This window comes from Nonomuraea purpurea, from assembly GCF_042650645.1.
GTDB classification, from domain to species: domain Bacteria; phylum Actinomycetota; class Actinomycetes; order Streptosporangiales; family Streptosporangiaceae; genus Nonomuraea; species Nonomuraea purpurea.
Genome location: NZ_JBHSBI010000039.1, coordinates 94,133 through 119,052 on the forward strand (window position 1 = coordinate 94,133; position 24,920 = coordinate 119,052).

At 70.0% G+C, this 24,920-nt stretch carries 23 protein-coding genes and 1 pseudogene; 10 read left to right on the forward strand and 14 right to left on the reverse strand.

The window, feature by feature from the left end:
* Positions 1-59: 59 nt before the first annotated feature.
* Complete coding sequence (locus ACFOY2_RS48010) at positions 60-623, reverse strand: TetR/AcrR family transcriptional regulator (protein ID WP_379534850.1); 564 nt, start codon at positions 621-623, stop codon at positions 60-62.
* A 95-nt stretch (positions 624-718) separates the two neighbouring features.
* Here ACFOY2_RS48010 and ACFOY2_RS48015 point away from each other — a divergent pair, with 95 nt between their 5' ends.
* Entirely contained in the window at positions 719-1,459 is a 741-nt protein-coding gene (locus ACFOY2_RS48015; RefSeq protein ID WP_379534851.1) for an SDR family oxidoreductase, read from the forward strand.
* A gap of 123 nt (positions 1,460-1,582) precedes the next feature.
* Here ACFOY2_RS48015 and ACFOY2_RS48020 read toward each other — a convergent pair whose 3' ends face one another.
* Positions 1,583-3,064, reverse strand: coding sequence for a phosphoesterase (locus ACFOY2_RS48020; protein ID WP_379534852.1), 1,482 nt, complete (start codon positions 3,062-3,064; stop codon positions 1,583-1,585).
* A 232-nt stretch (positions 3,065-3,296) separates the two neighbouring features.
* Here ACFOY2_RS48020 and ACFOY2_RS48025 point away from each other — a divergent pair, with 232 nt between their 5' ends.
* Entirely contained in the window at positions 3,297-3,770 is a 474-nt protein-coding gene (locus tag ACFOY2_RS48025) for an NUDIX domain-containing protein (RefSeq protein ID WP_379534853.1), read from the forward strand.
* Here ACFOY2_RS48025 and ACFOY2_RS48030 read toward each other — a convergent pair.
* Entirely contained in the window at positions 3,767-5,443 is a 1,677-nt protein-coding gene (locus ACFOY2_RS48030; RefSeq protein ID WP_379534873.1) for a SulP family inorganic anion transporter, read from the reverse strand. The two genes, ACFOY2_RS48025 and ACFOY2_RS48030, sit on opposite strands and share 4 nt — an antisense overlap.
* A 207-nt stretch (positions 5,444-5,650) precedes the next feature.
* On the reverse strand, positions 5,651-6,256 hold the full coding sequence (locus ACFOY2_RS48035) for a TetR family transcriptional regulator (RefSeq protein ID WP_379534854.1): 606 nt from the start codon (positions 6,254-6,256) through the stop codon (positions 5,651-5,653).
* Positions 6,257-6,323: 67 nt separating this feature from the next.
* Here ACFOY2_RS48035 and ACFOY2_RS48040 point away from each other — a divergent pair, with 67 nt between their 5' ends.
* The 4 genes from ACFOY2_RS48040 to ACFOY2_RS48055 all read left to right on the forward strand — a co-directional run bounded on the left by ACFOY2_RS48040 (position 6,324) and on the right by ACFOY2_RS48055 (position 10,631).
* A complete protein-coding gene (locus ACFOY2_RS48040; RefSeq protein ID WP_379534855.1) occupies positions 6,324-8,315 on the forward strand; it encodes a HelD family protein in 1,992 nt (663 codons plus the stop codon).
* A gap of 167 nt (positions 8,316-8,482) precedes the next feature.
* The gene (locus ACFOY2_RS48045; RefSeq protein WP_379534856.1) at positions 8,483-9,079 is read left to right on the forward strand and encodes an NUDIX hydrolase; all 597 of its coding nucleotides are present in this window, start codon (positions 8,483-8,485) and stop codon (positions 9,077-9,079) included.
* Between the two features lie 258 nt (positions 9,080-9,337).
* Positions 9,338-10,324, forward strand: coding sequence for a trypsin-like serine peptidase (locus tag ACFOY2_RS48050; protein WP_379534857.1), 987 nt, complete (start codon positions 9,338-9,340; stop codon positions 10,322-10,324).
* Between the two features lie 76 nt (positions 10,325-10,400).
* A complete protein-coding gene (locus ACFOY2_RS48055; protein WP_379534858.1) occupies positions 10,401-10,631 on the forward strand; it encodes a hypothetical protein in 231 nt (76 codons plus the stop codon).
* Between the two features lie 83 nt (positions 10,632-10,714).
* Here ACFOY2_RS48055 and ACFOY2_RS48060 read toward each other — a convergent pair whose 3' ends face one another.
* Positions 10,715-11,728 (reverse strand): methyltransferase, encoded by a 1,014-nt coding sequence (locus ACFOY2_RS48060; RefSeq protein ID WP_379534859.1) that lies wholly within the window; start codon positions 11,726-11,728, stop codon positions 10,715-10,717.
* A gap of 215 nt (positions 11,729-11,943) precedes the next feature.
* Between ACFOY2_RS48060 and ACFOY2_RS48065 the strand changes: the two genes are divergently transcribed.
* Complete coding sequence (locus ACFOY2_RS48065) at positions 11,944-12,975, forward strand: hypothetical protein (RefSeq protein ID WP_379534860.1); 1,032 nt, start codon at positions 11,944-11,946, stop codon at positions 12,973-12,975.
* 183 nt (positions 12,976-13,158) lie between these two features.
* On the opposite strand, the gene ACFOY2_RS48070 is transcribed toward ACFOY2_RS48065, so the two are convergent.
* Positions 13,159-14,187 carry an Rv2578c family radical SAM protein gene (locus tag ACFOY2_RS48070; protein ID WP_379534861.1) on the reverse strand — a complete coding sequence of 343 codons (1,029 nt, stop codon included), beginning with the start codon at positions 14,185-14,187 and terminating at the stop codon, positions 13,159-13,161.
* Between the two features lie 134 nt (positions 14,188-14,321).
* On the opposite strand from ACFOY2_RS48070, the gene ACFOY2_RS48075 reads away from it, so the two are divergent.
* On the forward strand, positions 14,322-14,606 hold the full coding sequence (locus tag ACFOY2_RS48075; RefSeq protein WP_379534862.1) for a DUF3040 domain-containing protein: 285 nt from the start codon (positions 14,322-14,324) through the stop codon (positions 14,604-14,606).
* A gap of 323 nt (positions 14,607-14,929) precedes the next feature.
* On the opposite strand, the gene ACFOY2_RS48080 is transcribed toward ACFOY2_RS48075, so the two are convergent.
* The 4 genes from ACFOY2_RS48080 to ACFOY2_RS48095 all read right to left on the reverse strand — a co-directional run bounded on the left by ACFOY2_RS48080 (position 14,930) and on the right by ACFOY2_RS48095 (position 18,050).
* Positions 14,930-15,397: an OsmC family protein gene (locus tag ACFOY2_RS48080; protein WP_379534863.1), complete on the reverse strand. Its 468-nt coding sequence runs from the start codon at positions 15,395-15,397 to the stop codon at positions 14,930-14,932.
* On the reverse strand, positions 15,394-16,038 hold the full coding sequence (locus ACFOY2_RS48085) for a GntR family transcriptional regulator (protein ID WP_379534864.1): 645 nt from the start codon (positions 16,036-16,038) through the stop codon (positions 15,394-15,396). Before ACFOY2_RS48085 ends, ACFOY2_RS48080 begins: the two co-directional genes overlap by 4 nt.
* Positions 16,039-16,275: 237 nt before the next feature.
* Positions 16,276-17,391 (reverse strand): sensor histidine kinase, encoded by a 1,116-nt coding sequence (locus ACFOY2_RS48090; protein WP_379534865.1) that lies wholly within the window; start codon positions 17,389-17,391, stop codon positions 16,276-16,278.
* A complete protein-coding gene (locus ACFOY2_RS48095; RefSeq protein WP_379534866.1) occupies positions 17,388-18,050 on the reverse strand; it encodes a response regulator transcription factor in 663 nt (220 codons plus the stop codon). Before ACFOY2_RS48095 ends, ACFOY2_RS48090 begins: the two co-directional genes overlap by 4 nt.
* Before the next feature lie 151 nt (positions 18,051-18,201).
* Between ACFOY2_RS48095 and ACFOY2_RS48100 the strand changes: the two genes are divergently transcribed.
* Positions 18,202-19,704: a hypothetical protein gene (locus ACFOY2_RS48100; RefSeq protein ID WP_379534867.1), complete on the forward strand. Its 1,503-nt coding sequence runs from the start codon at positions 18,202-18,204 to the stop codon at positions 19,702-19,704.
* Positions 19,705-19,707: 3 nt separating this feature from the next.
* On the opposite strand, the gene ACFOY2_RS48105 is transcribed toward ACFOY2_RS48100, so the two are convergent.
* The 4 genes from ACFOY2_RS48105 to ACFOY2_RS48120 form a co-directional block, all read right to left on the reverse strand.
* Positions 19,708-20,562, reverse strand: a complete 855-nt coding sequence (locus tag ACFOY2_RS48105; RefSeq protein WP_379534868.1) for an alpha/beta fold hydrolase — start codon at positions 20,560-20,562, stop codon at positions 19,708-19,710.
* Positions 20,563-20,593: 31 nt separating this feature from the next.
* The gene (locus ACFOY2_RS48110; RefSeq protein ID WP_379534869.1) at positions 20,594-21,763 is read right to left on the reverse strand and encodes a M24 family metallopeptidase; all 1,170 of its coding nucleotides are present in this window, start codon (positions 21,761-21,763) and stop codon (positions 20,594-20,596) included.
* Positions 21,764-21,799: 36 nt separating this feature from the next.
* Positions 21,800-23,374, reverse strand: coding sequence for a penicillin-binding transpeptidase domain-containing protein (locus ACFOY2_RS48115; protein ID WP_379534870.1), 1,575 nt, complete (start codon positions 23,372-23,374; stop codon positions 21,800-21,802).
* A gap of 66 nt (positions 23,375-23,440) precedes the next feature.
* On the reverse strand, positions 23,441-24,118 hold the full coding sequence (locus ACFOY2_RS48120; RefSeq protein WP_379534874.1) for a lysophospholipid acyltransferase family protein: 678 nt from the start codon (positions 24,116-24,118) through the stop codon (positions 23,441-23,443).
* A 344-nt stretch (positions 24,119-24,462) separates the two neighbouring features.
* Here ACFOY2_RS48120 and tnpA point away from each other — a divergent pair.
* Positions 24,463-24,887: pseudogene (tnpA, locus tag ACFOY2_RS48125) on the forward strand (IS200/IS605 family transposase).
* The last annotated feature ends 33 nt before the right edge of the window (positions 24,888-24,920 follow it).

Genomic DNA, 24,920 nt, shown 5'->3' on the forward strand with positions numbered 1-24,920 from the left:
AGAACAGAGCTCTCCGCGCGGCACCACGACAAGAGCGCGCTGCCTGCGAATCCGTCCGCTTACGGGCGATCCCGATCGGGTCGGCGCAGGCCGTCGAGGATGACGTTCATCAGTGGCCGTGCCATCGACTCCCATTCGTTCTGGTCGAGTCGCCCGAGGTAGGCGATGAGCAGGATCACGCCGTGGGCGTCCACATCCGCGCGGATGGTATGGGCCGCCTTTCCTGCGTCCAGCAGCAGAGCGAGCGCGCCTTCGATGGGGTTCTCACTGTGGGCGACAAGCTCCTGCCAGGCTGCCGGCTCGAGCGCCGCCAGGACGCCGCGCTTGATCTCGGCGTAGTAGATCACCCGGTCCAGCCAGCGACGCAGGGCTTCTACGGGCTCATGCTCCGCCAGCAGGGCGGAGGCCGCGGTCACGAGTTCTTCGACGTCGTGCCGGTAGACCTCGGCGAGTAGCGCTTCGCGGTTGGGAAAGTGCCGGTAGAGCGTTCCCTGTCCCACACCGGCGCGCTTGGCGATCTCGTTGAGGTGGACGTGGTCGGACTCCGCGAGGACCGCGCGGGCGGCCTCGACGATGCGGGTCCGGTTCGCCATCGCGTCCGAACGGCGCGCCGGTGTTCTCATGGGCCCTCCTGCTCCTCTGCACCTGACAAGCGGACACGTGTCCGGTAAGGTGCACCAGGTATCGGACACGTGTCCACTTTAACTTGGAGGCAGCCATGTCCTCTCTGGACGGCAAGATCGTCGCCATCACCGGAGCGAGCGGCGGCATCGGGGAAGCCATAGCCCGGCTGCTCGCCCAGCACGGCGCCGCGGTCGTTCTCGCGGCGCGCCGCGGCGAGCGCATCGACGCCATCGCGCGGGACATCCGGCAGGAGGGGGGCCGTGCCGCCACGTGCGTCGTCGACGTCACCAAGGCCGAGGACCTGCGGCGCCTGATCTCCACCACCGCCGACCGGTACGGCCGTATCGACGTGCTGGTCAACAACGCCGGCATCGCGCCGATCAGCCCGCTGGCCGACCTCGACACCGAAGGCTGGTCGGCCATGATCGATGTCAACCTCCGCGGGGTGCTCAACGGTGTCGCCGCCGCGCTGCCCGCCTTCCGCGAGCAAGGGACAGGCCACCTGGTCACCATCGTTTCCGAGGCCGGCCTGACCATCTCCCCCTCGATGGCCGTCTACGCCGCGACCAAGAACGCGGTTCGCACCGTGCACGAAGGGCTGCGCAAGGAGTCCACCGACGGAGTGGTGCGCACGACAGCCGTCTCGCCGGGATACGTCCGCACCGATCTCGCCGACTCCATGTCGGATCCGCACATCCAGGAGCTGACGCGCAAGAACATGGACGCGATGGGCATCCCGCCGGCGGCTGTCGCTCGTACGGTGGCCTTCGCCATCGAGCAACCCGGCGACGTCGAGATCGGTGAGATCAACATCCGTCCCACCGTCCAGGGCTGATGCCGGGTTCCGACGCTGCCCGCCCCGAAACCGTCACTGAGGCCATGGTGGTGCCGGTGCGCGACCTGGGCGCGGCGGCCGAGAGGACCTCCGGGCCGCGCCCGGAGGTCCTCGCCTATTTCACTAGCGGACGCGGACGAAGACCGGGTTGGAGTAGAACCACAGGTCCTCCCACGGGCTCTCCTTGCCGTCGGCCTGCGGCTCCATCTCGTCGGTGCTGGTGCCGCGCACCCGGAGGTAGCTGTCGGCCTCCACCTCGCGCAGGGTGTGCTTGATGACGTAGTCGCGGCCCTGCTTTTGCCAGTCGTTCTTGCCGAAGCGCGCCACGACCTTCGTGGTGGGGTTGGTGTCGGCGTCGAGGTTGGAGCTCACGCCGGTGACCTGGCCGACGATGAGGTCGACGCGCTGCACCTCCGGACGGTCGCCGTTGGCGTTCTTGCCGTCCAGCGGCCGGAAGCGGATCTCGACCTCGACGTCGGTGCGGTTGCGGCGGTTGACGACGAGGGTCTCGCTCACGGTGGCCCGGCTGCCCTGGGTGCTCGCGGTGACGTCGAGGGCGGTGACGAGGTCGCCGGTGGTGACGAAGATCCGGCCGTTGCGCAGGGCGTCCATGATGTCGCCGTAGTCCTGGCGCGCCATCACGTACGTCTTGCTGTACTCGCCGGGCCAGAAGTCCGAGCCGCCGCGGGTCCAGTGCACGTGCGAGTCGGAGGTGGCGGTGATCCACCAGTGCCGGCCCTCGCCCAGCAGCGAGTCCCAGAGGCCGCCGACCCGGGCGGTCATCTGGTCGAAGCCGCCGTAGGTGGGGTGGCTGCCGTACCCGCCGCGGGCGCCGCCGACCAGCGGCCCGGCCTGGTGGCCGGGGGCGCCCTCGAAACCGACGTAGACGTCGGGCGCCACGTTGTTGCCGTTGCGGAACTCGCGCGGGGTGTCCTGGCCCCACACGCCCAGGCCCTTGGCCGACCGCGCGGCGTGGTGCGCGATCACCAGCGGCTTCTGCCGCATGTCGCGGGCGGCCTTGAGGAACTCCACCATCTTGCCTTCTGTGTCCCGGCCCGGGTCGGTGGGGAAGGCGTCGTACTTGGCGAAGCGGCTCTCCAGCTCGAAGAGCTGCTGCGCCTCCTCGGAGTGGTGCGGGATCATCAGGGTGTGGTGGTCGAGCGCCGGGGCGTCGAACTCCATCCCCCAGAACTGCAGCACCTCGGGCACGAGGACGCGCGAGCGCAGCAGGTCGGGATAGGCCTGCTCAAGGTTGACCTTCGAGTGCGTCGGGCCGCCGTGGTCGGTGCACATGGCCCAGGTCAGGCCGAAGTACTTCGCCATGATCGCGTTGGTGACGATGGGGTACACCGCGTCCGCGCCCTTGTGGAAGGTCGGCGGGTTGGTCTTGGTGTCGAACTCGCCGCTGTACTCGGAGTGCACGTGGTGGTCGCCCGCACGCCACATCCGGCCGTTGTTGCCGCCGCCGCCGAAGCTGCGCTCGTCGTCGGCCTGCGCCGGGGTGCCGCCCACGAGCGGGGCTGCCGCCGCCAGCGTCGCGCCGACGCCGGCGTACTTGACCAGCCGCCGCCGGGATACGGCCTCTTCGGCGTTGTTGTTCCTCACAGTGAAGCCTTTCGTGCTGCATATTTGGGGTGCCAACCGGCAAGCTTCGAAGAGGGCGCTGAACGCAACATGAATGACGAGGGGGGCGGTCGCGAACAATGCGTTGCCGCGGCCTGGGAATTCGCGGAGGTCATGGGCGCGAGGAACTCCACTGCCTGCGGATTCCCGTCCGCCGGAGACCGGGCGGCCGGCGTGATCGGCGCCGAACGGGACAGGGCGCTAGGCTCGCCCGGTGAACAACCTTCGGCAACTGGTCGACGACGCCACCCGCGACGCCATCGACCAGCTCGTGGTCGGCGCCGTCGTCCACCACGGCGGCCAGATCCTCATCCTCCGGCGCACCGCCGACGACTTCATGGGCGGCATCGAGGAGCTCCCGTCCGGGGGCGTCGAGGACGGCGAGGACCTGCTGCGGGCGCTCGCCCGCGAACTGGAGGAAGAGATCGGCTGGCGCCACCCGCCGGCCACCGCTCCCGGTTTCGTGGCCGCTTTCGACTACACCACGGGCTCCGGCCGAGCCGCGCGCCAGCTCACCTTCGCCCTCCGGGCGCCCGACCGGGCCGTCACCCTGTCCGCGGAGCACACCGCGTACCGCTGGGTCGACCCGGCCGACGCCGAGGCCACCGACCTGACCCCCGAGTCGGTCGGGACCGTGCGCGCGTGGGTCGAGCACGCCGCACGGTCACCCATCGATTCTGGGGCCTAGCCCGCCGGCCTGGGCACGACGCCCGTGTCGCGGAGCCGGTCGCGGGCCGCCGCGATGGCCTCCGTGGTCGTGGCGAACACCTGCCCGGCCTCGTCCAGCCGGGCGAGCACGCCGAGCGCTTCCAGCGGCTGGTGGTGGCGTTCGGGGATGCCGGAGACGTACACCATGATGCCCCGCCCTTCCAGGCGTTCGATGGCGTTGCCCAGGGCCTTCGCCCCGCTGGCGTCGATGGTGGTGACCCGGGACATGCGCAGCACCACCACCGACACGTCGCTCACCTCCGACAGCTCCACCAGGAAGCGGTTGGCGGCGGCGAAGAACAGGGGCCCCGCCAGGCGGTAGGTGACGATGTGCTCGGCGAGCAGGGCGTGCTCGTCCTCGGTGTGGTGGGGTTGCAGGTCGTGCCGGAGCGGCTCCGGTTCGAGCCGGGCGTTGCGCGCCATGACCCGCACCGCCAGCGCCCCGGCCACCACCAGGCCGAGGATGATGGCCAGCACCGTGTCGAGGATCAGCGTGGCGACGGCGGTCAGCACGAGGACCAGCGCGTCGCCCCTGGTGGAGCGGAACATGGCGCGGACCGCGTCGGCTTCGATCATGCGGATGGAGGTGGCCAGCAGCACGCCCGCCAGGGCCGCGAGCGGGATCCTGGAGACCAGGCCGGCGGCGGCGTACACGATGGCGGCCAGGATGCCGGCGTGCGACAGCGACGCCAGCCGCGACCCGGCGCCGGAGCGCACGTTCACCGCGGTGCGCACGATGGCCCCGGTCCCCGGCATGCCGCCGAACAGCGGCGTGACGAGGTTGGCCAGTCCTTGCCCGAACAGCTCGCGGTCGGGGTCGTGCCGCCGTCCGCGGGTCATGCCGTCGGCGACGGCGGCCGACAACAACGATTCGAGCGCGGCAAGCGCGGCCACCGCGATGGCCGGGGCGAACAGGGTCGGCACCATGGCCAGATTGAAGAACCCCAGTGAGGGCGCGGGCAGCCCGGCGGGCAGGTCGCCGATTCTGGCCAGCGGCAGCGCGGCCGTCTCGGCGACGACCGTGGTGGCCGCCACGGCGAGCAGCGAGAACGGCAGCCTGGGCCGCAGGCTGGCGCCCACCAGCAGCGCCGCGGCCACGCCCAGGGTGACGGACATGGCCCACCAGTGGGGCCGGGCGAGGAAGTCCGTGATGGCGTGCCAGGCCACGACGGCGACGTTGTCGCTCATCCTGGCCTCGACGCCGAGCGCGTGCGGGACCTGCTGCAGCCCGATCACGCAGGCGATGCCGACGGTGAAGCCCGCCACGACCGGGGCGGGGATGAGGGCCATGTAGCGGCCGGCGCGCGCCAGGGCCAGGGCGAGCAGCAGCACCCCCGCCAGTACGCCGACCGTCAGCACGCCGGCGGCGCCGTGAGCGTTCATGATCGGTATGAGCACGACCGTCATCGCGCCGCTGGTGCCGGAGACCTGCACGGGCGACCCGCCGAACAGCGCGGCCATCGACCCGGCGACGACGGCCGTGGCCAGGCCCGAGGCGGCCCCCATGCCCGAGGAGATGCCGAACCCGAGCGCGAGCGGCAGCGCGACGATGGCCACGGTGAGGCCGGCGAGCAGGTCTTGACGGGGGCGCCGGCGCATGTCGGCCAGCGCTGAGCGTTCAGGGAGCACGGAGCGGAGGTGCGCCCAGGCCATGGACAGCACGGCCGTCACGCTTTGTCGCCTTTCGATCCCCGCGCGTAATCGCTCATGGGCGTGAAAGATCCACTCATCTTCCGCTCCTCCGTGTAAAGCCAATCCCGCGATGTCCCAAATTGCATAAATTTGCAATTGGTCAATACGTTGTCAGCATATCAAGTACACCCCTTTCGACCTGCTTAAACAGAGGCGCGCGCGATATCGTCATACCGATTTACACAGGAGATCGAAGGCGTGCCCGGCCGCGCGCACGGCCTCCCGTTCGACCTCTTCCAGCGGCCGGCCCTCGGCCAGGAGCTCCCAGTTGCGCCGGGCCAGCACCCGCTGGGCCACGAGGACCTGGGCCGCCAGCAGGGCGGCGGTCAGTTCGTCCATCGTCTCGGCGAGCGCCTCGGCCAGCGCCCGCTCGTCGGAGGCCATGTACTGGAACACTCGCGCGAACAGGCTCGGCGTGGTGAACACCATGCGGTGGAAGGCCACCACATTGGGGTGGTCGTTGAGGCCCGTGACGGGGTCGCGCCCGGCGAGCCCGTCGAGGAAGTGGCGGCGCAGCGCCTCCAGCGGGGCCTGCCCGGCGGGCCGCCCCCGCACCACGCGGGCCGCCTCGCCCTGATGGTCGGCGATCCTGTGCAGGACGAGGTCTTCCTTGGTCGGGAAGTACTTGAACAGCGTCGGCTTCGACACCCCGGCCGCCGCGGCGATCTCCGTCACGGGCACCTCGTCGAAGCCGCGTTCCAGGAAGAGCGCGATCGCCGCCGTGGAGATGGCCTCGTGCACCCGCTGCCGCTGCAGCTTACGCAGTCCCGTCATGAGCACACCCTAGCAAAGTGTTAACCTGGTTAATCTCTTAACCGAGTTAAGGGTTTTGGGAGGGGTCATGGGAACGCTCGACGACGAGCGGCAGTACGTCGAACGCTGCAAGGCAGGGCTGCGCAGGATGCTCGAAGGCGCGCGGAACAACGTGATCGTCGGGGAGACCGTGGCCGGCGACCGCTACAGCGCCGAACGGCTGGGACGCCACCTCAAGAGCCTGGCCAAGGAGCTGAGCGAGGAGCCGGACGGGCCGCCGTTCTTCGGCCGCCTCGACTTCGGGCCCGGCTCGGCCGAGCACGCGGGGCGGGCCTACTACATCGGCAGGCGGCACATCACCGGCGAAGGCGGCGGCCCGCCCGTGGTGATCGACTGGCGCGCGCCGCTCTCGCGGGCGTTCTACCGGGCCAGCGCCCGCGACCCCCAGGGCGTGGCGGTACGCCGCCGCTTCGGCTGGTCGGACGGCACGCTGACGAGCTTCGAGGACGAACGGCTCGAACAGGGCGAACAGGCCGAGAGCAAGATCCTGGCGGCCGAGATCGAACGCCCTCGCGTCGGGCCCATGCGCGACATCGTGGCCACCATCCAGCCGGAGCAGGACGACCTCGTACGCGCCGAACTGGACGCCTCGCTCTGCGTCCAGGGCGCGCCCGGCACCGGCAAGACGGCGGTGGGCCTGCACCGGGCCGCCTACCTGCTCTACGCCCACCGCCAGAGGCTGCGACGCTCCGGCGTGCTCGTGCTCGGCCCGAACCGGGCCTTCCTCGGCTACATCTCGGCCGTCCTGCCCGCGCTCGGCGAGGTGGACGTCGAGCAGACCACCCTCGAACGCCTGCTGGCCGGCGTCCCCGTCACCGCGGCCGACACCGAGGCCGCCGCGGCCGTCAAGCACGACGCCCGCATGGCGCAAGTCCTGCGCACGGCCCTGTACGCGCGCATCACCAAGCCGGCCGAGCCCGTCGTGGTGCCCGACGGCTCCTCCCGGTGGCGGGTGCACGAGAACGAGCTGCGCCGCTACGTCGACGACACGCGCCGGGAGTCGCTGCCGTACGGGGTGGGCAGGGAACGTGTGCGCGCCAGGATCGTGGAGTCGATCCGGCGGCAGGCCGAGGCGCGGGGGCGGACGGCGAACGCGGCCTGGCTGCGCGGGATCGGCCGCGGCGTCACCCCGTTCCTCGACGTCCTGTGGCCCGCCGTCAAACCGGAGGAGGTCCTGTACGAGGTGCTCAGCGGCTCCGGCGGTGCCCCGCTCACCCCCGCCGAGTGGGCGGCGATCACCTGGGGCAAGGTCCCGCGCAGCGTCAAGAGCGCCGCGTGGACCCCGGCCGATCTGGTGCTCCTGGACGAGCTCGCCGCCCTGATCGAACGCCCGCGCGGTTACGGGCACGTCATCGTGGACGAGGCCCAGGACCTGTCGCCGATGGAGTGCAGGGCCGTGGCCAGGCGCAGCGAGCACGGTTCGCTCACGGTGCTGGGCGACCTGGCCCAGGGCACCACGCCGTGGGCGGCCACGTCCTGGCCGGAGCGCATGAGTCTGCTCGGCAAGCCGGACGGCCAGGTCATCGCCCTGACGACGGGCTTCCGGGTCCCGTCGGCGGTGGTCGAACTGGCCAACACGCTGCTGGCCGCGCTGGCGGTCGAGGTGCCCGCGACCCGCTCCTACCGGTCGGACGGACGGCTGCGGGTGACCCCGGTGAACGCGCTGGAGAAGGGCGTGGTCGCGGCGGCGCGGGAGGCGCTGAGGTTCGAGGGGTCCATCGGGGTGATCGCGGCCGACACGGCCGTGGAGGCGATCACGTCCGCGCTGTGGGACGCGGGCCTGGACGTCGGGGGGCGGCTCAGTGTGCTGCCTGCCTCGCTGGCCAAGGGCCTGGAGTTCGACCACGTGATCGCGGCCGAGCCCGCCGCCATCGCCTCGGCCGAGCGGCGCGGGCTCAACCGCCTGTACGTCGTCCTCACCCGCGCGGTCTCCCGGCTCGACGTCGTGCACGCCGAGCCGCTTCCGCCCCAGCTCTCCCTCCCAGCGCAAGGTCAGGTGCCGGCGGGGGCCAGTGGGTGACAGGAGCACCTGCCCCCGCCTGGCCCCGAGCGAGCGCCGCCCCGGGTTCCGCCGGAGCCGGGCGGCGCGGTGGTCGCGGTGGAGGACGCCGGGCCGCTGGTGCCGCCGTGACTGCGCCGGGCCGCCGTGCGCGGCTCCCGCGAACGTCGCCGTGAGATCCTGGGGACGTGCTGTCGCCGATCGACGAGCTGCGCGAGCAGATCACCACCCATCTGACCGCCTTCAACCGCAGGGAAGTGCCGCCCACGGGCGGGGTGCGCCGGGCCGCCGTCACCGTGTGCGTGCTGGAGGACGCCGAGCGCGTCCCGTACACGATCGTGATCAGGCGCGCCGCCCACGGCCGAAACCCCGGCCAGTGGGCGCTGCCCGGCGGACGGCTCGACGACGGCGAGCAGCCGGTGGAGGCGGCGCTGCGGGAGCTGGCCGAAGAGACGGGCGTCACCGGGGTCGAGGTGGCCGGGCTGCTCGACGACTTCGTCGCCGACTCCGGGTTCGTGATCACGCCGGTGGTGGCGTTCGGCGGACGTCAGATCCCGGTGGCCGACCCGCGCGAGGTCGCCTCCGTGCACGCGGTGCCGTTGGAACGTTTTCTGGCGCCCGGGGTGCCGCGCTGGCAGGGCGAGCTGCTGCAGATGCCGCTCGGGCCGTCGATCGTGATCCACGCGCCCACGGGGGCCATCCTGTGGCAGTTCGCCGAGGTGGCGCTGCGGGGGCGGGAGCAGCGGGTGTTCGACGTCGTCCAGCCCCACTGGACGCGCACCTGACCGGCTCACGCTACCGCAGGCCCGCGCAGGACCACGCACGCCGGAAAAGGCAAATACCGGTCGCCGAAAAATGCCCGAACCGAAATAGCCGGGCCGAGAATTGCTGATTTACAACGCCCTCACTTCTGTGTAACTTCGGGACGTCTCGAATCCCTCGATGCCTTTTCTGGAGGCTCCATGCGCGGATTTCGGTTACGCCCGTCGGCAAGACGTGCGTTAATAGCCGGCGCGGCCGCCGTCGCTCTCGGCGGGGCCCTGGTGGTCGCCGCCCCCGCGAGCGGCGCGGCCGTACCGGGTGCGAAAGCCCCGGCCGAAGCCGTCTCCGTCCCCGCACCCGTCAGCCCCGACGTGGCGAAGGCGATGAGCACGACACGCATGGCCAGGACGGATGCCGTGCTGGCCTACTGGACCGAGGAGCGCATGCGCGCGGCGATCCCGGTCTCGGCATCCCCCCGCAAGACGTCGGACTCGCCGCCCGACGTCCAGGCGGCGACCCCCAGAAGCGTCCAGCCCGCGGCGCCGCCCTCGCTCAAGGGTGACAAGCGCCGTGAGGCCGGACGGACAGCGGGCCAGAACGTGCTGGTCAACGCGTCAACCGCCGTCGGCAAGGTCTTCTACCGCAACGCCGTGGACGGGCTCAACTACGTCTGCTCGGGTGCCGCGGTCAACAGCCCGTCCCAGCGCATCGTGAGCACGGCCGGTCACTGCGTGCACGGCGGCAGCGGCGGCAACTGGCACCAGAACTGGGTCTTCGTCCCTTACTTCAATTTCGGAAACCGCCCGTACGGCACCTTCGCCGCGAATTGGCTGGTCAGCTTCAACGGCTGGATCATCAACGGCAACTTCGATTACGACGTCGGCTTCGTCAAGACGCTGAACAATGAGAGCGGCCAGGTCCTCGTCAGCACCGTAGGCGGTCACGGCTTCCAGACCGGACAGCCGCAATCGCGATTCATGACCATGCTCGGCTACCCGTCGGAGTCACCTTACCCGGGAGATTGGCAGTATTTCTGCCAGGCCACCACATCCGCTTCCGGGGCGAATCAGATCACGATCGGCTGCCCGCTCACGCGCGGTCAGAGCGGCGGTCCCTGGCTGTGGTCGTATGACGACAACACGGGGCTCGGATATGTCAACGGCACATCGAGCACACTGAACAGAATTGTCAACCCCACCCAGTGGTGGAGTCCGTATTTCGACAATCCCGACTGGGATCTCTATAACTACGCCGACACGCTAGCCTAGCGAATAACGACGCGGGCGTACCGGCCGCGCGGCCGGTACGCCCCCTCGATCTCCCGTCGGAGGGAGGGTCCAGATCGTGTCCAGAACGGTCCTGGCGGCAGTGGGGACCGCGGTCCTGATCGCCGTCGCCGTGATCGCCGTACGCCTGGCGACGTCCCAGTCCGCGGACGGCCCTCGCTCCACCCCCGGCGCACCCGCCGCGCCGACCGCCCACCGCGCCGAAACTCCCGCACCAGGCGAGGACTACTGGACGGACGAGCGGATGAGGCAGGCGTCACCGGCGCCCGCACCCGTCCACACGGAGTGACCCCACCCCACCCGATGGTTCCGGGCTGCGCGTCGCCGGTGGCCGGGCCTCGCCTCGGCGCTGTGGCGCCCGTGCTCGTCGGGTCAGGCGGCCCGGCAGTCGATGATCACGATCCCGGACGGGGTCGTTCGGACCTCGGCCGCTGCCAGCCCGGCCGCCGTGACAAGCCTTCCGTAATCCTCGATGCTGCGTTCGCGCCCGCCGCTCAGCACCAGCATGCGCAGGTCCATTTCGGCGAACATGCCCGGGTCGTCGCCCGAGGTGCCGTGCGACTCGACGATGACGACCCTGCCGGTCTCTCCGGCGGCCTCGGCGCACCGGCGCAGGATCGCGGTGGCCGGCTCGTCACCCCAGTCGTGCAGGACGGCGCTGAGCAGATACACCTCGCCGCCCTCGGGCAACGGGTCGAAGAAGCTCTGCCCGGCGAACTCGCACCGCCCCTCCAGCCCGCGCTCGGCCAGGAACCGGCGGCCCCGAGCCACGGTGTCGGGCAGGTCGACCAGCGTGGCGCGCACCCCGGCGTTGGCCCGCAGCACTTCGGCCAGCAGCGCCCCGACTCCGCCGCCGACATCGACGACGTGTCGCACCCCGGACCAGTCGCAGGCGGTGGCCGCCGCCGTCCGCGACGATCCGGCCATCGTCACGTCGAACGAGGCGGCCATGGCGGGGTTGGCGGCGAGGTAGTCCCAGAACGGTGCGCCGAAGGCCGCTTCCCACGCGGGCCGGCCGGTGCGGATCGTATGCATCAGCTCGGTGAACACCAGGTCCATCCGGCCGCCGAAACCATCCAGGTCGAACGCCGTCCACATTCCCGATGGATGGTCCGATCGCAGCAGGTCGGCGAGTTCGTTGTTCGTGAACCGCCCCGGCGAAGCCTCGGCGAACACTCCGTGGCAGGTGAGGTGGCGCAGCAGCCGCCCGAGCGCGTCGGCGTCGGTGCCGGTCCGTTCCGCCAGTTCGTCGACGTTCCCGGCGCCGTCCGCGATCAGGTCGGCCAGCCGCAGCGTGGCGGCCACCCGGACCGCCATCGGTGTCACCAGGTCCGTGATCGGAGCCAGCAGCTGCCAGGCCGATGGCTCGGGCTCGTTCGACGGCATCGCCCCATGCTAACGGGCGATGCCGAAACGCCGAAGTGCCGGAGTCGAATGAGCGCCAGGCGCGCGACGACAGGGACGTCGTCACCCGGCTTGAGCTGGGGTCACAGCTAAAACCCCATGCCACCTGGGATGACTGTGAACGTGTGCCAAACGGGCCGTCATCGAAGGGCCGTATGGGCAAGAATCGGCGAAGTCCGTAATCGAGGAGGTTCTCTGTGCGCGCCGTTCTTACCGCCGTGCTCGCGATGCTCACCCTGTTGGCCACCGGTACCACTCCGGCCGGCGCCGCATCGTCCCAGTCGTCCCTGCCCGGCGGAAAGGCCAACTTCGTGATCACGCAGGGCTTCCTGCGCGCCGGGTCCACTCAGAACTGGGTGCGTCTGGGTACGTACCAGTTCAAAGCAAACGGCACCGTCAGCGCGAACACCTACCTCTGGTGGCAGCGCAACCCCGAGGGCAGACAGGCCACCGGCGTCGTCCCCGATTCGAGCTGCTCGACCAAGGCCGGCAACTCCAAATCGCGCGTACGCGCCTGCGACGTCCTGACCGCCGCCGGTTTCAAGGGCTCCCCGGACGAATCCCGCACCGGCACCTACACCCTGGCCGGCAACGTGGTGAGCATCAGGTGGAAAATCGCCCAGACCTGGACGGAAAAGTGGCGTGTGCAGCTTTCGCCTGACCGCAAGCTCGCCCGGCTGGACTTCGCGAGCAGCACCCTGGCCACCAACGGCTACGGTTACGGAAGCAACGCCCCGCTCACCACTCGCCGCGCGATGAGCTCCGTGCGCGCCTTCGCCGGAACGCTCAAGCAGGACCTGGTCTCCTGGGCGGGCAACCGCATCGTGAAGTCGGACGGCCAGGTCTTCAAGCAGTCCTCCTTCCGCAACTGCGCCACCACGACCTGGTGCCTGACCTACCTGCAGCCGTCGTCCCCCGGCGCCTGCCAGAAGTCCGGCGGCTGCCCCAACTTCGGCGGCGGCACCCGCAAGAACGTCAGCTCCATCCAGTACTACCTCACCAAGATCTCCAACACCGACCGCCGCGACACCATGTGGCACTGGTGCACCTGCCTGGCCATGGAGAGCAAGCAGTTCTGCTACTCGGGCAACTCACACATCAAACCGCTGCTGCAGATCATCGACGACAAGGGCGCCTTCCGCGGCTGGGCCGGCGCCGAGGCGTCCTTCTATCCCGGGGCCAGGTCCAAGGACATGATGGCCGTGTTCCGCGTCTCCGACTTCCGCTGACACGAGCGCGCCCATAGAAGCCAGGCGGACGCACAGGGTCAGCGCCGCGAACGTCGATCACCCACGGCTGATCACGGGCGGCGATGAACCTGTGCGCCACCGGTCACGTCCGCGAACGCGACCCGCGCCGCACGCCACCGCCGACGTCTCCGATCACGCGGAATCGGAACACCGACAGGTGGTTCACAGGAGGGTGAGTTGTTCCGGGCCTTCCGGGACGGGCGGGCGGGGCGGGAGGCGGCGGGCTCTGGCTGGGGTGGCGCGGCCGACGCCGTGACCGCGAGCCAGCTCCTGCACCTGGCCGGTGATGCGTTGCCGGTAGGACTTGGGCGCGTAGGAGCCGCGTCCGTACAGCTCCAGGTAGCGCGGCACGAGCCGGGGATGCTCGCGGGCGAGCCAGGCCATCCACCACTGTCTGGCCCCCGGCCGCAGATGCAGCACGATGGGGACGATGTGGGTGGCGCCGGACTCGGCGATCTCCTTGACCGTGCGGTCGAGCTGGGCCGGGGAGTCGGTGAGGTAGGGCAGGATCGGCGCCATCAGGACGCCGCAGCCGATGCCGTTGTCGTTGAGGGTCGCGCACGTCTCCAGGCGCCTGCGCGGGTTGGGCGTGCCGGGCTCCACGGCGCGCCACAGCTCCGGGTCGACGAACCCGACCGACACGTTGGCGCCCACCTCGGCGCTGTCGGCGGCCTCGGTCAGCAGGTCGAGGTCGCGCAGGATCAGGGTGCCCTTGGTGAGGATCGAGAACGGGTTGGCGGCGTCGCGCAGCGCGGCCAGGATGCCGCGCATGAGCTGGTAGCGGCCCTCCGCGCGCTGGTAGGGGTCGACGTTCGTACCCATGGCCACGTGGTGACCGCCCCAGCGCGGCGCTGCCAGCTCCTTGCGGGCCAGCTCGGCTGCGTTGACCTTGACGACGATCTTCGAGTCGAAGTCCGCCCCGGAATCCAAATCTAGATATTCATGCGTCTTTCGGGCAAAACAGTAAATACAGCCATGCGAGCAGCCCCGGTAGGGGTTGATCGTGTACTCGAACGGCACCCGGCTGGCCCCGGGAACCCGGTTGATGATGGATTTGGCGCGGACCTCGTAGAAGGTCATCCCTTTGAACTCGGGCGTGTCGAACGTACGGGTGACCGCGCCGCGAGCGAACAGCGGCACGGCCGGATCGGCCCGGCCAGGCCCGGCCAGGCGCAGGTTGTCCCAGCGCATCCCATGATTAGAACAAAGATTCGAGCTTGATCGCAAACTGAAAAGAGGTTGCAATTACATGGTCAGGCGGGGGCTAATGATCTTCAGGGTTGGGCAGAAAGAGGCCACAGAGCTTGCGTTCGGGAGGTGCACCTATGGCCTGGTCGCAGGACGAGGAGCGGATGCTGGCAGAGATTGAGCAGCACCTCGTCGACGACGATCCGCGACTCGTCGCACGGCTCGAGTCGTTCAACCAGCGGGTCCGTCGCAGCGAGGCGAGGCCCAAAGGGCAGAACGACGGCGGCCGTCGCCGTCCACGCCGCTCCACGGTCATCATCCTGATCAGCTGGCTGCTCATCGCCACGCTGGTCGCCACGCTGCTGATCATGGTGCTCCAGCACGAGGCCGCAACCGCCATGGCCCTGGCCCTCGCCTTCTGAGCCCTCCCGGGCAAGGCCCTTCTGGGTGTTCCCCAGGAGGCTGCTCTCTTTTCCTGATGCCAAGGTCCCACCCTCCACTCCGGGACCGTTTCGCAACGCGAATGCCGAGCACTCCCCTGATCCACCTCACTTCGCGAGTGCTTCTCGGATGCGGGCGTACTGAGGAGTTGGGGGTGGCCGTGTGTGGTCAGCAGGCGCGCGTCGGGCGGGTGCCCCAGGAGTTCGTTCGCGTTCATGGATCCAGCGTGCCGGGCACGGTGAACAGATCCAAGTGGATTTGATCCGGCCGGTCAGGGCTTCGTAGGACCTGGCGCGTCGTGTGGTCAGGCGGTTTGGATGGTCGGTTCGTGGCGGACCGGGAAGTTGACCGAGCTGGCGATGAAGCAGGCCGCGTGCGCCTCCGTGTGCAGCTTGGCGGCGGCCTCGGCCATCTCGGGGGACCCCACGGTGACCACGGGACGCAGCACCACCTCGGTGAAATGCCCCCCGTCGGGGGTCTCGGCCATGGTCCCGACGGCGTTGTCGACGTACTGGGTGACCACGACCCCGGCCACGGCGCACTTGTGCAGATACGACAGCATGTGGCACTGCGACAGCGAGCCGACCAGCAACTGTTCGGGGTTCCATCGCGACGGATCGCCGCGGAAGGCGGGGTCGGAGGAGCCCGCGATGGCGGCGGGCCCGTCGGCGGTCAGTTCGTGGTCGCGGCGGTAGTCGCGGTATCCGCTGGTCCCGGTCCCGTTGTCGCCGGTCCAGGTGACGACGATCGGATAGGAGTGCAGGCGGCTCATGCGCGGTCTTCCTCACTGTGGGTGATGGCACGGGTGTCGAGTACGTGTGCGCGGGCGATCCTGGCGGCCTCCTCGGCACGCCCCCCGGCGATCGCGGCGAGAAGCTCCTCGTGCTGCCCGGAGACGTGCGCGGGCCGCGACGGCGGCGCGAGTGACCGTAGCGTGGACACCTGGATCTGGTCCCAGATCCGCTCCAGCGCGTGCAGGGCCATCGTGTTGGCGGCCAGCTCGGCGATCAGCCGGTGGAAGCGCCGGTTGAGCACGACGGCCTCGGCCAGGCGCCCGTCGGCGGTGGCGTTCGCGGTGTCGGTGGCGACGTCTCGGAGCGTGACGAGGTCGGCGGGGGCGATGCGGCCTTCGCGCTGGCGGGTGGCGGCCAGCTCGGCGGTGAGCGACTCCAGCGCGGAACGCACCTGATAGGCCTCGTCGAGGTCCCCGGGCTCCAGGGCCACGACGACCACGCCGCGCCCGGACGGGCGGACGAGGCCGTCGGCGGTCAGCGCCCGCAGCGCCTCGCGCACCGGGGTGCGGCTCATGTCGAGGGCGGCGGCGGCCTCCATCTCGGTCAGGCGCGCGCCCGGCGGGTACGTGCCGTCGAGGATCAGCTCCCGCAACCGGCGCCATGCCACGTCGCTCTGCATACGTCCACCCTAGAGGATTGCATGCATTGCATGCAATCCGCCCTCTGGGAGCTGGGCGGTGGACCCGTCGGCCGGGGACAGGGTGGGGTAGCCGGGCAGGATGAGCCACGCGGCCGGCAGCGCCCGAGCACCGCGACGGTCCCGACCGCATGGCCGGTCAGGGTGGCGGCCTCGGTCGCGATGCCGGTCAGGGTGGCGGCCTCGGTCGCGGGCCGTTGCGTGGCCGTCCTGCTGATGTCAGGGGCGGGTCGGAGGGGGTTCGTGCGTGAACCGCACGGTGATGGAAAGGCCGCCTTCGGGGTGTGCGCCGGTGGTGAGGGTGGCGTGGTGAGCCTGCATGACGGCATTGACGATGGCGAGGCCGAGACCGTAGCCGTCCCCCTGGCCGTAACGGTCGGGCGCCAGTTTCTGGAAGGGTTGGAAGAGGCGCTGGATCTGGTCGCCGGGGATGACGGGCCCGGTGTTGGCGACCGTGAGGGCCACCTGCGTCCCAGAGGTCTGAGTGGTGACCTCCACCTGCCCGTCTGCGTGGTTGTGGCGGATGGCGTTGTCGATGAGGTTGGCGACGAGGCTTTCGATCAGTCTCCGGTCCCCAGCCATCACGGCGGGCGTCAGGTGTTCGACGAGGTGAATGCCTTTCTCCGTGGCTTGGTCGCGGCGGGAGGCGAGCGTTTCTTCGACGACGTGGGCGAGGTCGAGGGTGTCCCAGCGGGTGACGCCGCGCTCGCTGGTGGCCAGCGCGAGCAGTGCTTGGACCAGCCGCTCCTGGTGTCCGCCAAGAGCCAGGGCCTCCCGGCAGGCCGAGCGCAGGGTGTCGGTGTCGGCATCGGGGTCGGCGAGGGCGACTTCAAGGAGGGTGCGCAGGCCGGCGAGCGGGGTGCGCAGCTCGTGGGAGGCGTTGGCGACGAAGTGGCGTTGGGCGTCGAAGGCGGCTTGAAGGCGGGCGAACAGGTCGTCCAGGGTGTGGCCGAGCTCGGTCAGCTCGTCCGTGGGCTCGCCGAGGTCGAGGCGCCGGTCGAGGTTTCCCGCGGAGATGTCTTTGGCGGCGGCCGTGATGGCGCGCAGCGGGTGCAGGAACCGGCCGGCGACGAACCAGCCCAGAGCCAGGGCGACGGGAATCAGAATGACCAGGGCGACGGCGGATCCCATGAGGAGTTGGGGCAGGCTGATCCCCGACCCGGTTTCGGTGATCATGCTCGATGAGGGTTGGCCTTTGGGTTTGGCCGCATGGACGCCGGCGAGCGGCACGTCGACCAATACGAGCACGAGGACCCCGGCGGCGTAGATGCCCGCCGCGTAGGCGAGCGCGAGCCGCTTCTGCAAGGACCTTCTGGCCAGGTGCCCGGTGGTCATGACGTTCCGATGCGGTAGCCGCCTTCGCGGATGGTCTCGATCACGGGCGGGTCGCCGAGCTTGGCCCGCAACCGGTGCACGGTGTGCTTGACGGCACTGCTGAAGGGGTCGGCGGCCTCGTCCCAGACGCGCTCGAGCAGTTCTTCGGCGGAGATGACCAGGCCGGGTACGGCGAGCAGGCATTCGAGCAGGGCGAACTCCCTGGGGCTCAGATCGAGGCGCCGGCCGGCCCGCAACGCGACACGGCGGGCCGGATCGAGGGTGATGTCCCCGTATGCCAGGGTGGGCGGTAGCGGCGGGGTGGCGCGGCGGGCCAGGGCACGGACGCGGGCGACGAGTTCGGCGAACGCGAACGGCTTGGGCAGGTAGTCGTCGGCGCCGAGGCTGAGCCCGTCGACGCGGTCCTCGATCGTGCCGGAGGCGGTGAGCATCAGGACGCGGCTCTCGCAGCGGGCGTGGGCGAGTCTCCTGCAGATCTCGTCCCCGTGGACGCCGGGCAGGTCGCGGTCGAGGATCACCACGTCGTAGCGGGTGACGGCCAGGCGGTCGAGGGCGGCGGTTCCGTCCAGGACGACGTCGACGGCCATGCCCTCGCGGCGCAGCCCGGTTCCGATGGAGCGGGCGAGGACCTCGAAGTCCTCGACGACGAGGACCCTCACCGCCGCTCACCGCCGGTCGTCGGGCGGGCGGGGCGGACGGACCGGCCGCCGGGTCGGGGTGCCATGGCTCAACGATGTCAGATCCCAGGTTCCAGCCGGGTCGCGGCGGCTGCGCCCGGGCTGGAACCGGGTGCCGCGTACAACCGTCGGCATGAGTCCATTCACGCCTTACCGATCCAGCCGGCAGGACGGCTTCTCCCAGGTGCTGCGCGCGGAGTGGGCCAGGTTCCGCTCCGTGCGGGGCTGGGCGCTCACCATGGCGGCCTCCGTGCTGGTCACCGTCTCGCTCGGACTGCTGATCGCCGGGGGTGCCCGCAGCACCTGCGTGACCGGGAAGGGGGAGGGCCCCTGTCCCGCGCCCTTGGTGGGACCCGATGGCACGGCGGTGAGGGACAAGTACTACTTCGTGCACCAGCCGCTCAAGGGGAACGGCAGCATCACCGCTCGCGTGTCGGACATGACCGGGCAGATCCGGCTGCCGGACGTCGTCCCCGGGGTGCGCAACGTCAAGGAGGGGACGGTGCCGTGGGCGAAGGCCGGGCTCCTTGTCAGGCAGAGCCTCACGCAGGGCACACCGTATGCCGCCGTCATGCTCACCGGGTACCACGGCGTGCGGATGCAGCACAACTACATCCACGACGTGGCCGGCGGTCCTCACAACGGCCCGCAGTGGCTGCGGCTGACCAGGTCGGGCGACACCATCACCGGCTACGAGTCGGACGACGGCAAGAAGTGGGCCGAGATCGGCACGGTCAAGCTGACCGGGCTGCCGGAGACGGTCGAGATCGGGCTGTTCACCACCTCGCCAGGCGTGTTGTGGGAGATGACGAAGGCCTTCGCCCAGGCCACCGCCACCTTCGACCGGATCGAACTGGAGGGCGCGAACGGTTCGTGGCGCCGCGACGACGTCGGCGTCACCATGCGGTCCGACGGCAAGACCCCGCATCACCCGGGCGGCGTCGTCAAGTCCGGCGACAAGCTCATCGTGACCGGGAGCGGTGACATCGGGCCCGCCACGGTAGAGGGCGGTCTGCGCGCCGACTTCACACTGATCGGCGGGTTCGCGGGTCTGATCCTGGTGCTCGTGGTGGCGGTCACGTTCTTCACGGCAGAAGGCCGGACCGGCCTGCCGCATCCGGCGCGGCTGCTGGCGGCCAAGGCCGCGGTGGTCGGCGCGGTCGCGTTCGTGGCGGGGCTGGTGACTTCGGGGGTCGTGGTCCCCGCCGGCCTGGCGATGTTGCGTGCCAATCAGAACCCGATTCAGCCGATCACCTTGGGCACCGAGCTGCGGATGATCGTCGGCTTCGCAGCACTGACCGCGGCCGCCGCCGTGCTGGCTCTGGGCCTGGCCGCGCTGGTCGAGCGGGGCGTCGTCGCCATCGGGCTGGCCATCGCGCTGGTCGTCGTGCCCTACCTGCTGGCGATCGCGGGTCTGGTGCCATGGCTGCTGATGATCACCCCTGCCGCCGGGTTCGCGATCACGCAGAGCGTCCCCACGTTCGCGCATGTGGACGTGGACCGGTCGCTGCTCGGGGGCTACTATCCGCTCCCGCCATGGGCAGGTTTGGCCGTGACCTGCGGACATGCCGCCATCACCCTCGGGGCGGCAATAGCCGTACACCGTAGGAAAAGTGCTCTAGTTCCCCGCCAGTGACCATCAGCCGACCTTTCGGGTCTGCCTCTCCACCGCGGTGCGCAGCGCCGCACCGAACTGGTCTGGTGCTTCCAGCCATGGATTGTGCCCCGCGTCCGGGACGATGACGACCTCGCAGTCGAGGCGAGTTCCGAGACGTCGCAGGGCGGCAGCGGGGCGGCTGTCGCCGGCCCCGCCGATGATCACCGAGCCGGGCGGCAGGCGCTCGCGGAGTTCGTCCACGTGTGATTCGAGCGGGTCGGCTTTCTTGGCCGCGTTGAGCTGGGTGTTCATCGCATAGTTGATGGGCCGCAGCGTGCGGGCTGATGCCAGCGCCCAATCCCACGCCCGAGCCCGGTCGGCGTGGTCGGTGAGCCACGACAGCGTGAGGTACTCGATCTCCTCGGCGTCTGTGCGCGATTCGATCGCATCGAGCTCATCGAGCCTGCTCTGCTGCCCGTCGGTGCGTCGTGCTCGCTGTGCCGCCTGGTCGGCTTCCCGCCATGGGTCCAGGAAGGGCCCGGCGATCTGAATCAGTCCGGCCACGCGCTCGGGATGGGCCAGCAGGAAGTAGCCGGCCATATTGGTCCCGAAGGAATGCCCCACCAGAACGACCCGGTCGTGTCCCCACGCGTCGAGCAACGACGCCAGGTCGTGAACGTGGCGGGCGATCGTGTGCTCTCCCTCCCATGGCGATCCGCCGGTGCCGCGCTGGTCGTAGCGGTGGACCAGGCACAGGTCGTCGATGATGGCGGCGACCGGGGCGAGATAGTCGGGCACTCCTGGGCCGCCGTGCATCATGACCACGGGAAATCTCCGCGGAATCGCCGAGCCCGTGGTCCAGGTACGCAGTTGCGTCCCGTCATCCAACTCGATCATGGACGTGAGCGTAATGCACCGTAAGATCAAGCTAGTCCCCCGTGATGACCTCGGGTCCGGAGGGGGTGACGATGACGTCGTCCTCGTAGGTGGCGCCGCCCTCCGAAGGGATCGCGACCCGCCGTTCCAGCGCCAGGCACATCCCCGCCTCGATCGTGTCTCCCGCGTTGGCCCCGTCCTCGGCCAGCAATGGCGGCTCGAAAGACAGGCCCAGCCCGTGCCCCCAGGTGCCGCCCATCTCCGAGGCGGGCAGTCCGTGGTGGGCGGCGAAGGACGAGCGTTCGAAGACCTCCTGGCACCGCCGCGCCACCTCCGACACCCGCCGTCCCGGCCGCAGCAGCTCGATCCCGGCCATGACGCTGTCGCGCACCGCGTCCAGCAGCCGCCGCTGCTCGGTGGTGGGTTCGCCGCCGACGACCCAGGTTCTGGCGAGGTCGAACAGGTATCCGTGCAGCGACCCGTACAGATCGATCCGCAGCAGGTCCCCTTCCGACAGCCGCACGTCGCCTCGGTAGGGGGCGGGGCCGGAGGCGGCGTAGGTGTGGGAGCGCGCCCCCGACGAGATGCCCATCCCGTAGTAGACGCCGCTGGCCCTGACGATCTCGGCGATGGCGGCCGCGGCCACCTCGGCCTCCGTGGCTCCGGGCGCGGCGGAGTCCCTGGCGGCGGTCATCGCCCGCGCCCCGAGCGCTCCCGAGGCGCGCAGCAGGTCCAGCTCGGCGGGGCTCTTGACGCGGCGGGCCTCCCAGCCGAGCTCGTCGGCCCCGACCAGGTCGTGCCCGGGGAGCACGGAGCGTAGCCGGCACCACCAGGGCGCGGCCATCGCCGCGCACCCGATCAGGCCGACCCTGCCGGGCGGCAGGCTGGCCCTGATCTGGTCGGCGAGCGTGTCCACGAGGTCGGGAGCGGTACGCAGCCGGATGGCCGGGGCGGGCTCCTGGAGGGTTCCCGTGTCGGTCAGCAGCAGCGCGGGCCCGTCCACGGGCAGCACCACGGCGGCGTGCCCCTGTGCCCGCCAGCGGCCCGGCGCGTCAGGGACGAAGGGCTGGTGCTGGTAGAAACCCGTCAGATGGTAGACGCCGGCGTACTGGTCCTGCGCGGCTCCGCCCTTCGACCAGACCACCACGCCCTCGAACCCGGACCGTGCGGCCAGGCGGCGCAGCGCGGCCTGGCGCCGCTCGTACTCATGGCTCCCCAGCACACCGGAACTCCTGCCCAGCGGCGGGGCGCCATCACCTCACAGGCCCTTGAGGAACGTCGCCGCGACCGGGGCCGCGATCTTGCCGCCTCCGCCGCCGCCCTCCACGATCACGGCGAACGCCACGTCGTCCTTGAACCCCATGAACCAGGCGTGGGTGTCGAGTTTGTCGCCGGTGCCGTATTCGGCGGTGCCGGTCTTGCCGTGGGTGCCCGAGGGCAGCCCCGCCGACTTGGCCGTGCCCTTGGAGACCACGGCCGCCATCATCGAGTGGAGTTGCTCCTTCACCCCGCCGGGCAGCTCGCGTTCACGGGCCTTCTGCTTCAGCGAGGGCACCAGCGTCGGGGGCCGCCAGGTGCCGTCGGCGATGGCGGCGGCCACCGAGGCCATCGTCAGCGGGCTGGCCGTGATGCGGGCCTGCCCGAACGCCTCGGCCGCCAGTTCCGCGTCCGACTGCGCCCTGGGGAAGCTGGGCTTGGCGGCGGGCACCCCGATGTTCAGCGGCTGGTTGAAGCCGACGTCCTCGGCCACTTCGAGCAGTTTCTCCGCACCCAGCTTCGTCTGGGCGAGCGGCGCGAACGTGGTGTTGCACGAGTGCGCGAAGGAGTCGAGGAACGACAGCGACCCGAACTCCTCCTTGTCGGAGTTGCGGATCTTGAGTCCGCCGACCGTGGCGTACATGGGGCAGGTGACATTGGCCTGCGGTGAGACCCCCGCCGCCAGCAGCCCGATCGCCGTGACCGCCTTGAACGTCGAGCCGGGCGGATAACGGCCGTCCAGCGCCCGGTTGAACCCGCCCTGGTTGTTGACCACGGACAGGATCTCGCCCGTGGACGGCTTGATCGCCACCATGGAGGTGGGCTTCTTGACGTCCTTGACCGCGTTCACCGCGGCGGCCTGCACGCGCGGGTCGAGCGTGGTCTGGACGGACTCGCCGTCGGCGCCCTCGATGGTCTGCAGCGTCTTGCCGCCGAGCTGGATCTCGGTGGCCGGCGTGCCCGCCAGCTGCTTCTGGAAGGTCTCCTGCAGCCCGCCGCGCCCGACCGCCTGCCCGACCTTGTAGGAGGAGCCGAGTTTGGCGACGTCCTTCTTGGTCGCTTTGTCCAGGAAGCCGATGAGTTGCTGCACGGATCCGCCGGCCGTGCCGGTGTCGATGCGCTCGCCCGCGGCGTCGGTGATCTCGGCCCGGCTCGGCCAGCGCGTCTTGAGCCCGAAGGAGGCGCCCTCGGTCATCGAGGGGTGGAGCGTCTTGGGCGCCCAGTCGACCTTCCACTGGCGGTCGGCGACCACGAGATCGATCTGGCCCTGGTAGGACCACGTGCCGATGTTCTTCAGGGTGAACGTCGCGGTGTAGGGGGCGCTGGCCCGGTCGTCGCCTTCGGTGATCTTGCCGAGCTGGACGGCGGCCGACTCGACGCCGAGCGCGCTGCGCTGCTGGCCGTACGGGCCGAGCTGCTGCGGCTTGGCGAGCTGGGCCGCCATGGCGTTCACGTCGCCCGCCTGCCACGCGACGACGAAGCGCTGCGCGGTCTCTGCGGGCGTGCCCCTGGTATGGAGCACGTAGTAGGCGCCACCGGCCGCGGCCCCCACCGCGAGCACGGCAGCGCAGGACACGATCGCGATCGTACGTCCCCGCGCCATTGATCAGCCCCCCTGGTCTTCGACAACAGATGACCGAGCCTAGGACACGCCGCCCGCTGCCTTGACGCTGGAGGCGTAGGCCGGCACGTACTCCTGGCCTGACAACTTCTGAATGGCCGCCATGATCTCGTCGGTCACGCGGCGGCGGTCCTGCGCCCTGGTGTGGTCGCCGGTGAAGCGCAACGGCTCCCCGATCGCGATGCCGATGCGAGCGGGTCTGGGCACCTTCGCGCCGAGGGGCATCACCTTGTCGGTGCCGCTCAGCGCCACGGGCAAGACGGGCGCGCCCGTCTTGAGCGCCAGCCAGGCCACCCCGATCTTGCCGCGGTAGAGGCGGCCGTCGGGGGAACGCGTGCCCTCGGGGTGGATGCCGAACAACTCGCCGCGCTCCAGCAACTCGGCGGCGGCGTCGAGCATGGTCTGGGCGGCGTGCGCGCTCTCACGGTCGATCGGCAGGCTGCCGCCGAGCCGCATGAAGAACCCGGAGACGGGGTTGCCGTCGAAGTACTCGTTCTTGGCGGTGAACGTCACGTGCCGCGGCAGCAGCGCCGGCAGCAGAAACGAGTCGAGCACCGACAGGTGGTTGACGGCCAGGATCGCGGGCCCGCTTCTGGGCACGTGCACGGCACCGGAGATGTGCGGCCGGCACATCGCATGGGTCAGCGGTGCGGCGGCGAACTTGACCACATCGTAAAGCAACGAGCTCTCCTGGATCATCGGGCTGTCAGCCACCCCACCATAAAGCAGGCGCCCCAACCGGATGGCCGGGACGCCAGGGAAAGCTTTAGGCCGATGTGGCGGTCGCCTCCTCGGCGAGATGCACAACACGGCTCCAGCCGAACGGTATTCCGTGAAGGCGGTAATTTGCGGCCCGGGGGACACAGACCACATCGGCACTTTGAGTTAAGCACACGCCCGCACCCCGGGGGTAATCGTGCCCCCCGCATGGGGGACGCGTGACCTTCTCAGACGATCGGATGTCTAGGGCGCGGACCCCTGGCTTCAGCCATGGGGGTAAGCCCTTCTGTCGAATCTTTGAGCGGTAGATAGATCAACACTGTATGTTGATCTGTGCGGCGGTGACTTTGCGTCAACAGGAACACACGAACAGCAATATCGCCTTCCAGCGCGCCTTTCACGTGGTGTGGTGCCCCAAGTACCGCAGACGGGTGCTGGGCGGACGGATCGAGGTGCGCTTGAAAGAGCTGATCCGCGAGGTGATCGAGGAGAAAAGGGGGCATGGCTGGTGGAGATGGAGATCATGCCCGACCACGTTCACCTCCTGGTGGAAGTGGATCCGCAGTTCGGCATCCACAAGCTGGTCAAGGCCATCAAGGGCCGCTCCTGCCGTGCCCTGCGTCAGGAGTTTTCGAGTTTGACGTCGAAACTGACGGCATTGTGGACCAACTCCTGCTTCGTGGTCACCGTGGACGGCGCACCCCTGGATGTGATCAAGCGGTACGTCGAGAACCAGAAGAACCGGTGATGGTGGATGCTGACCGGACGTCAGTACCGTCTG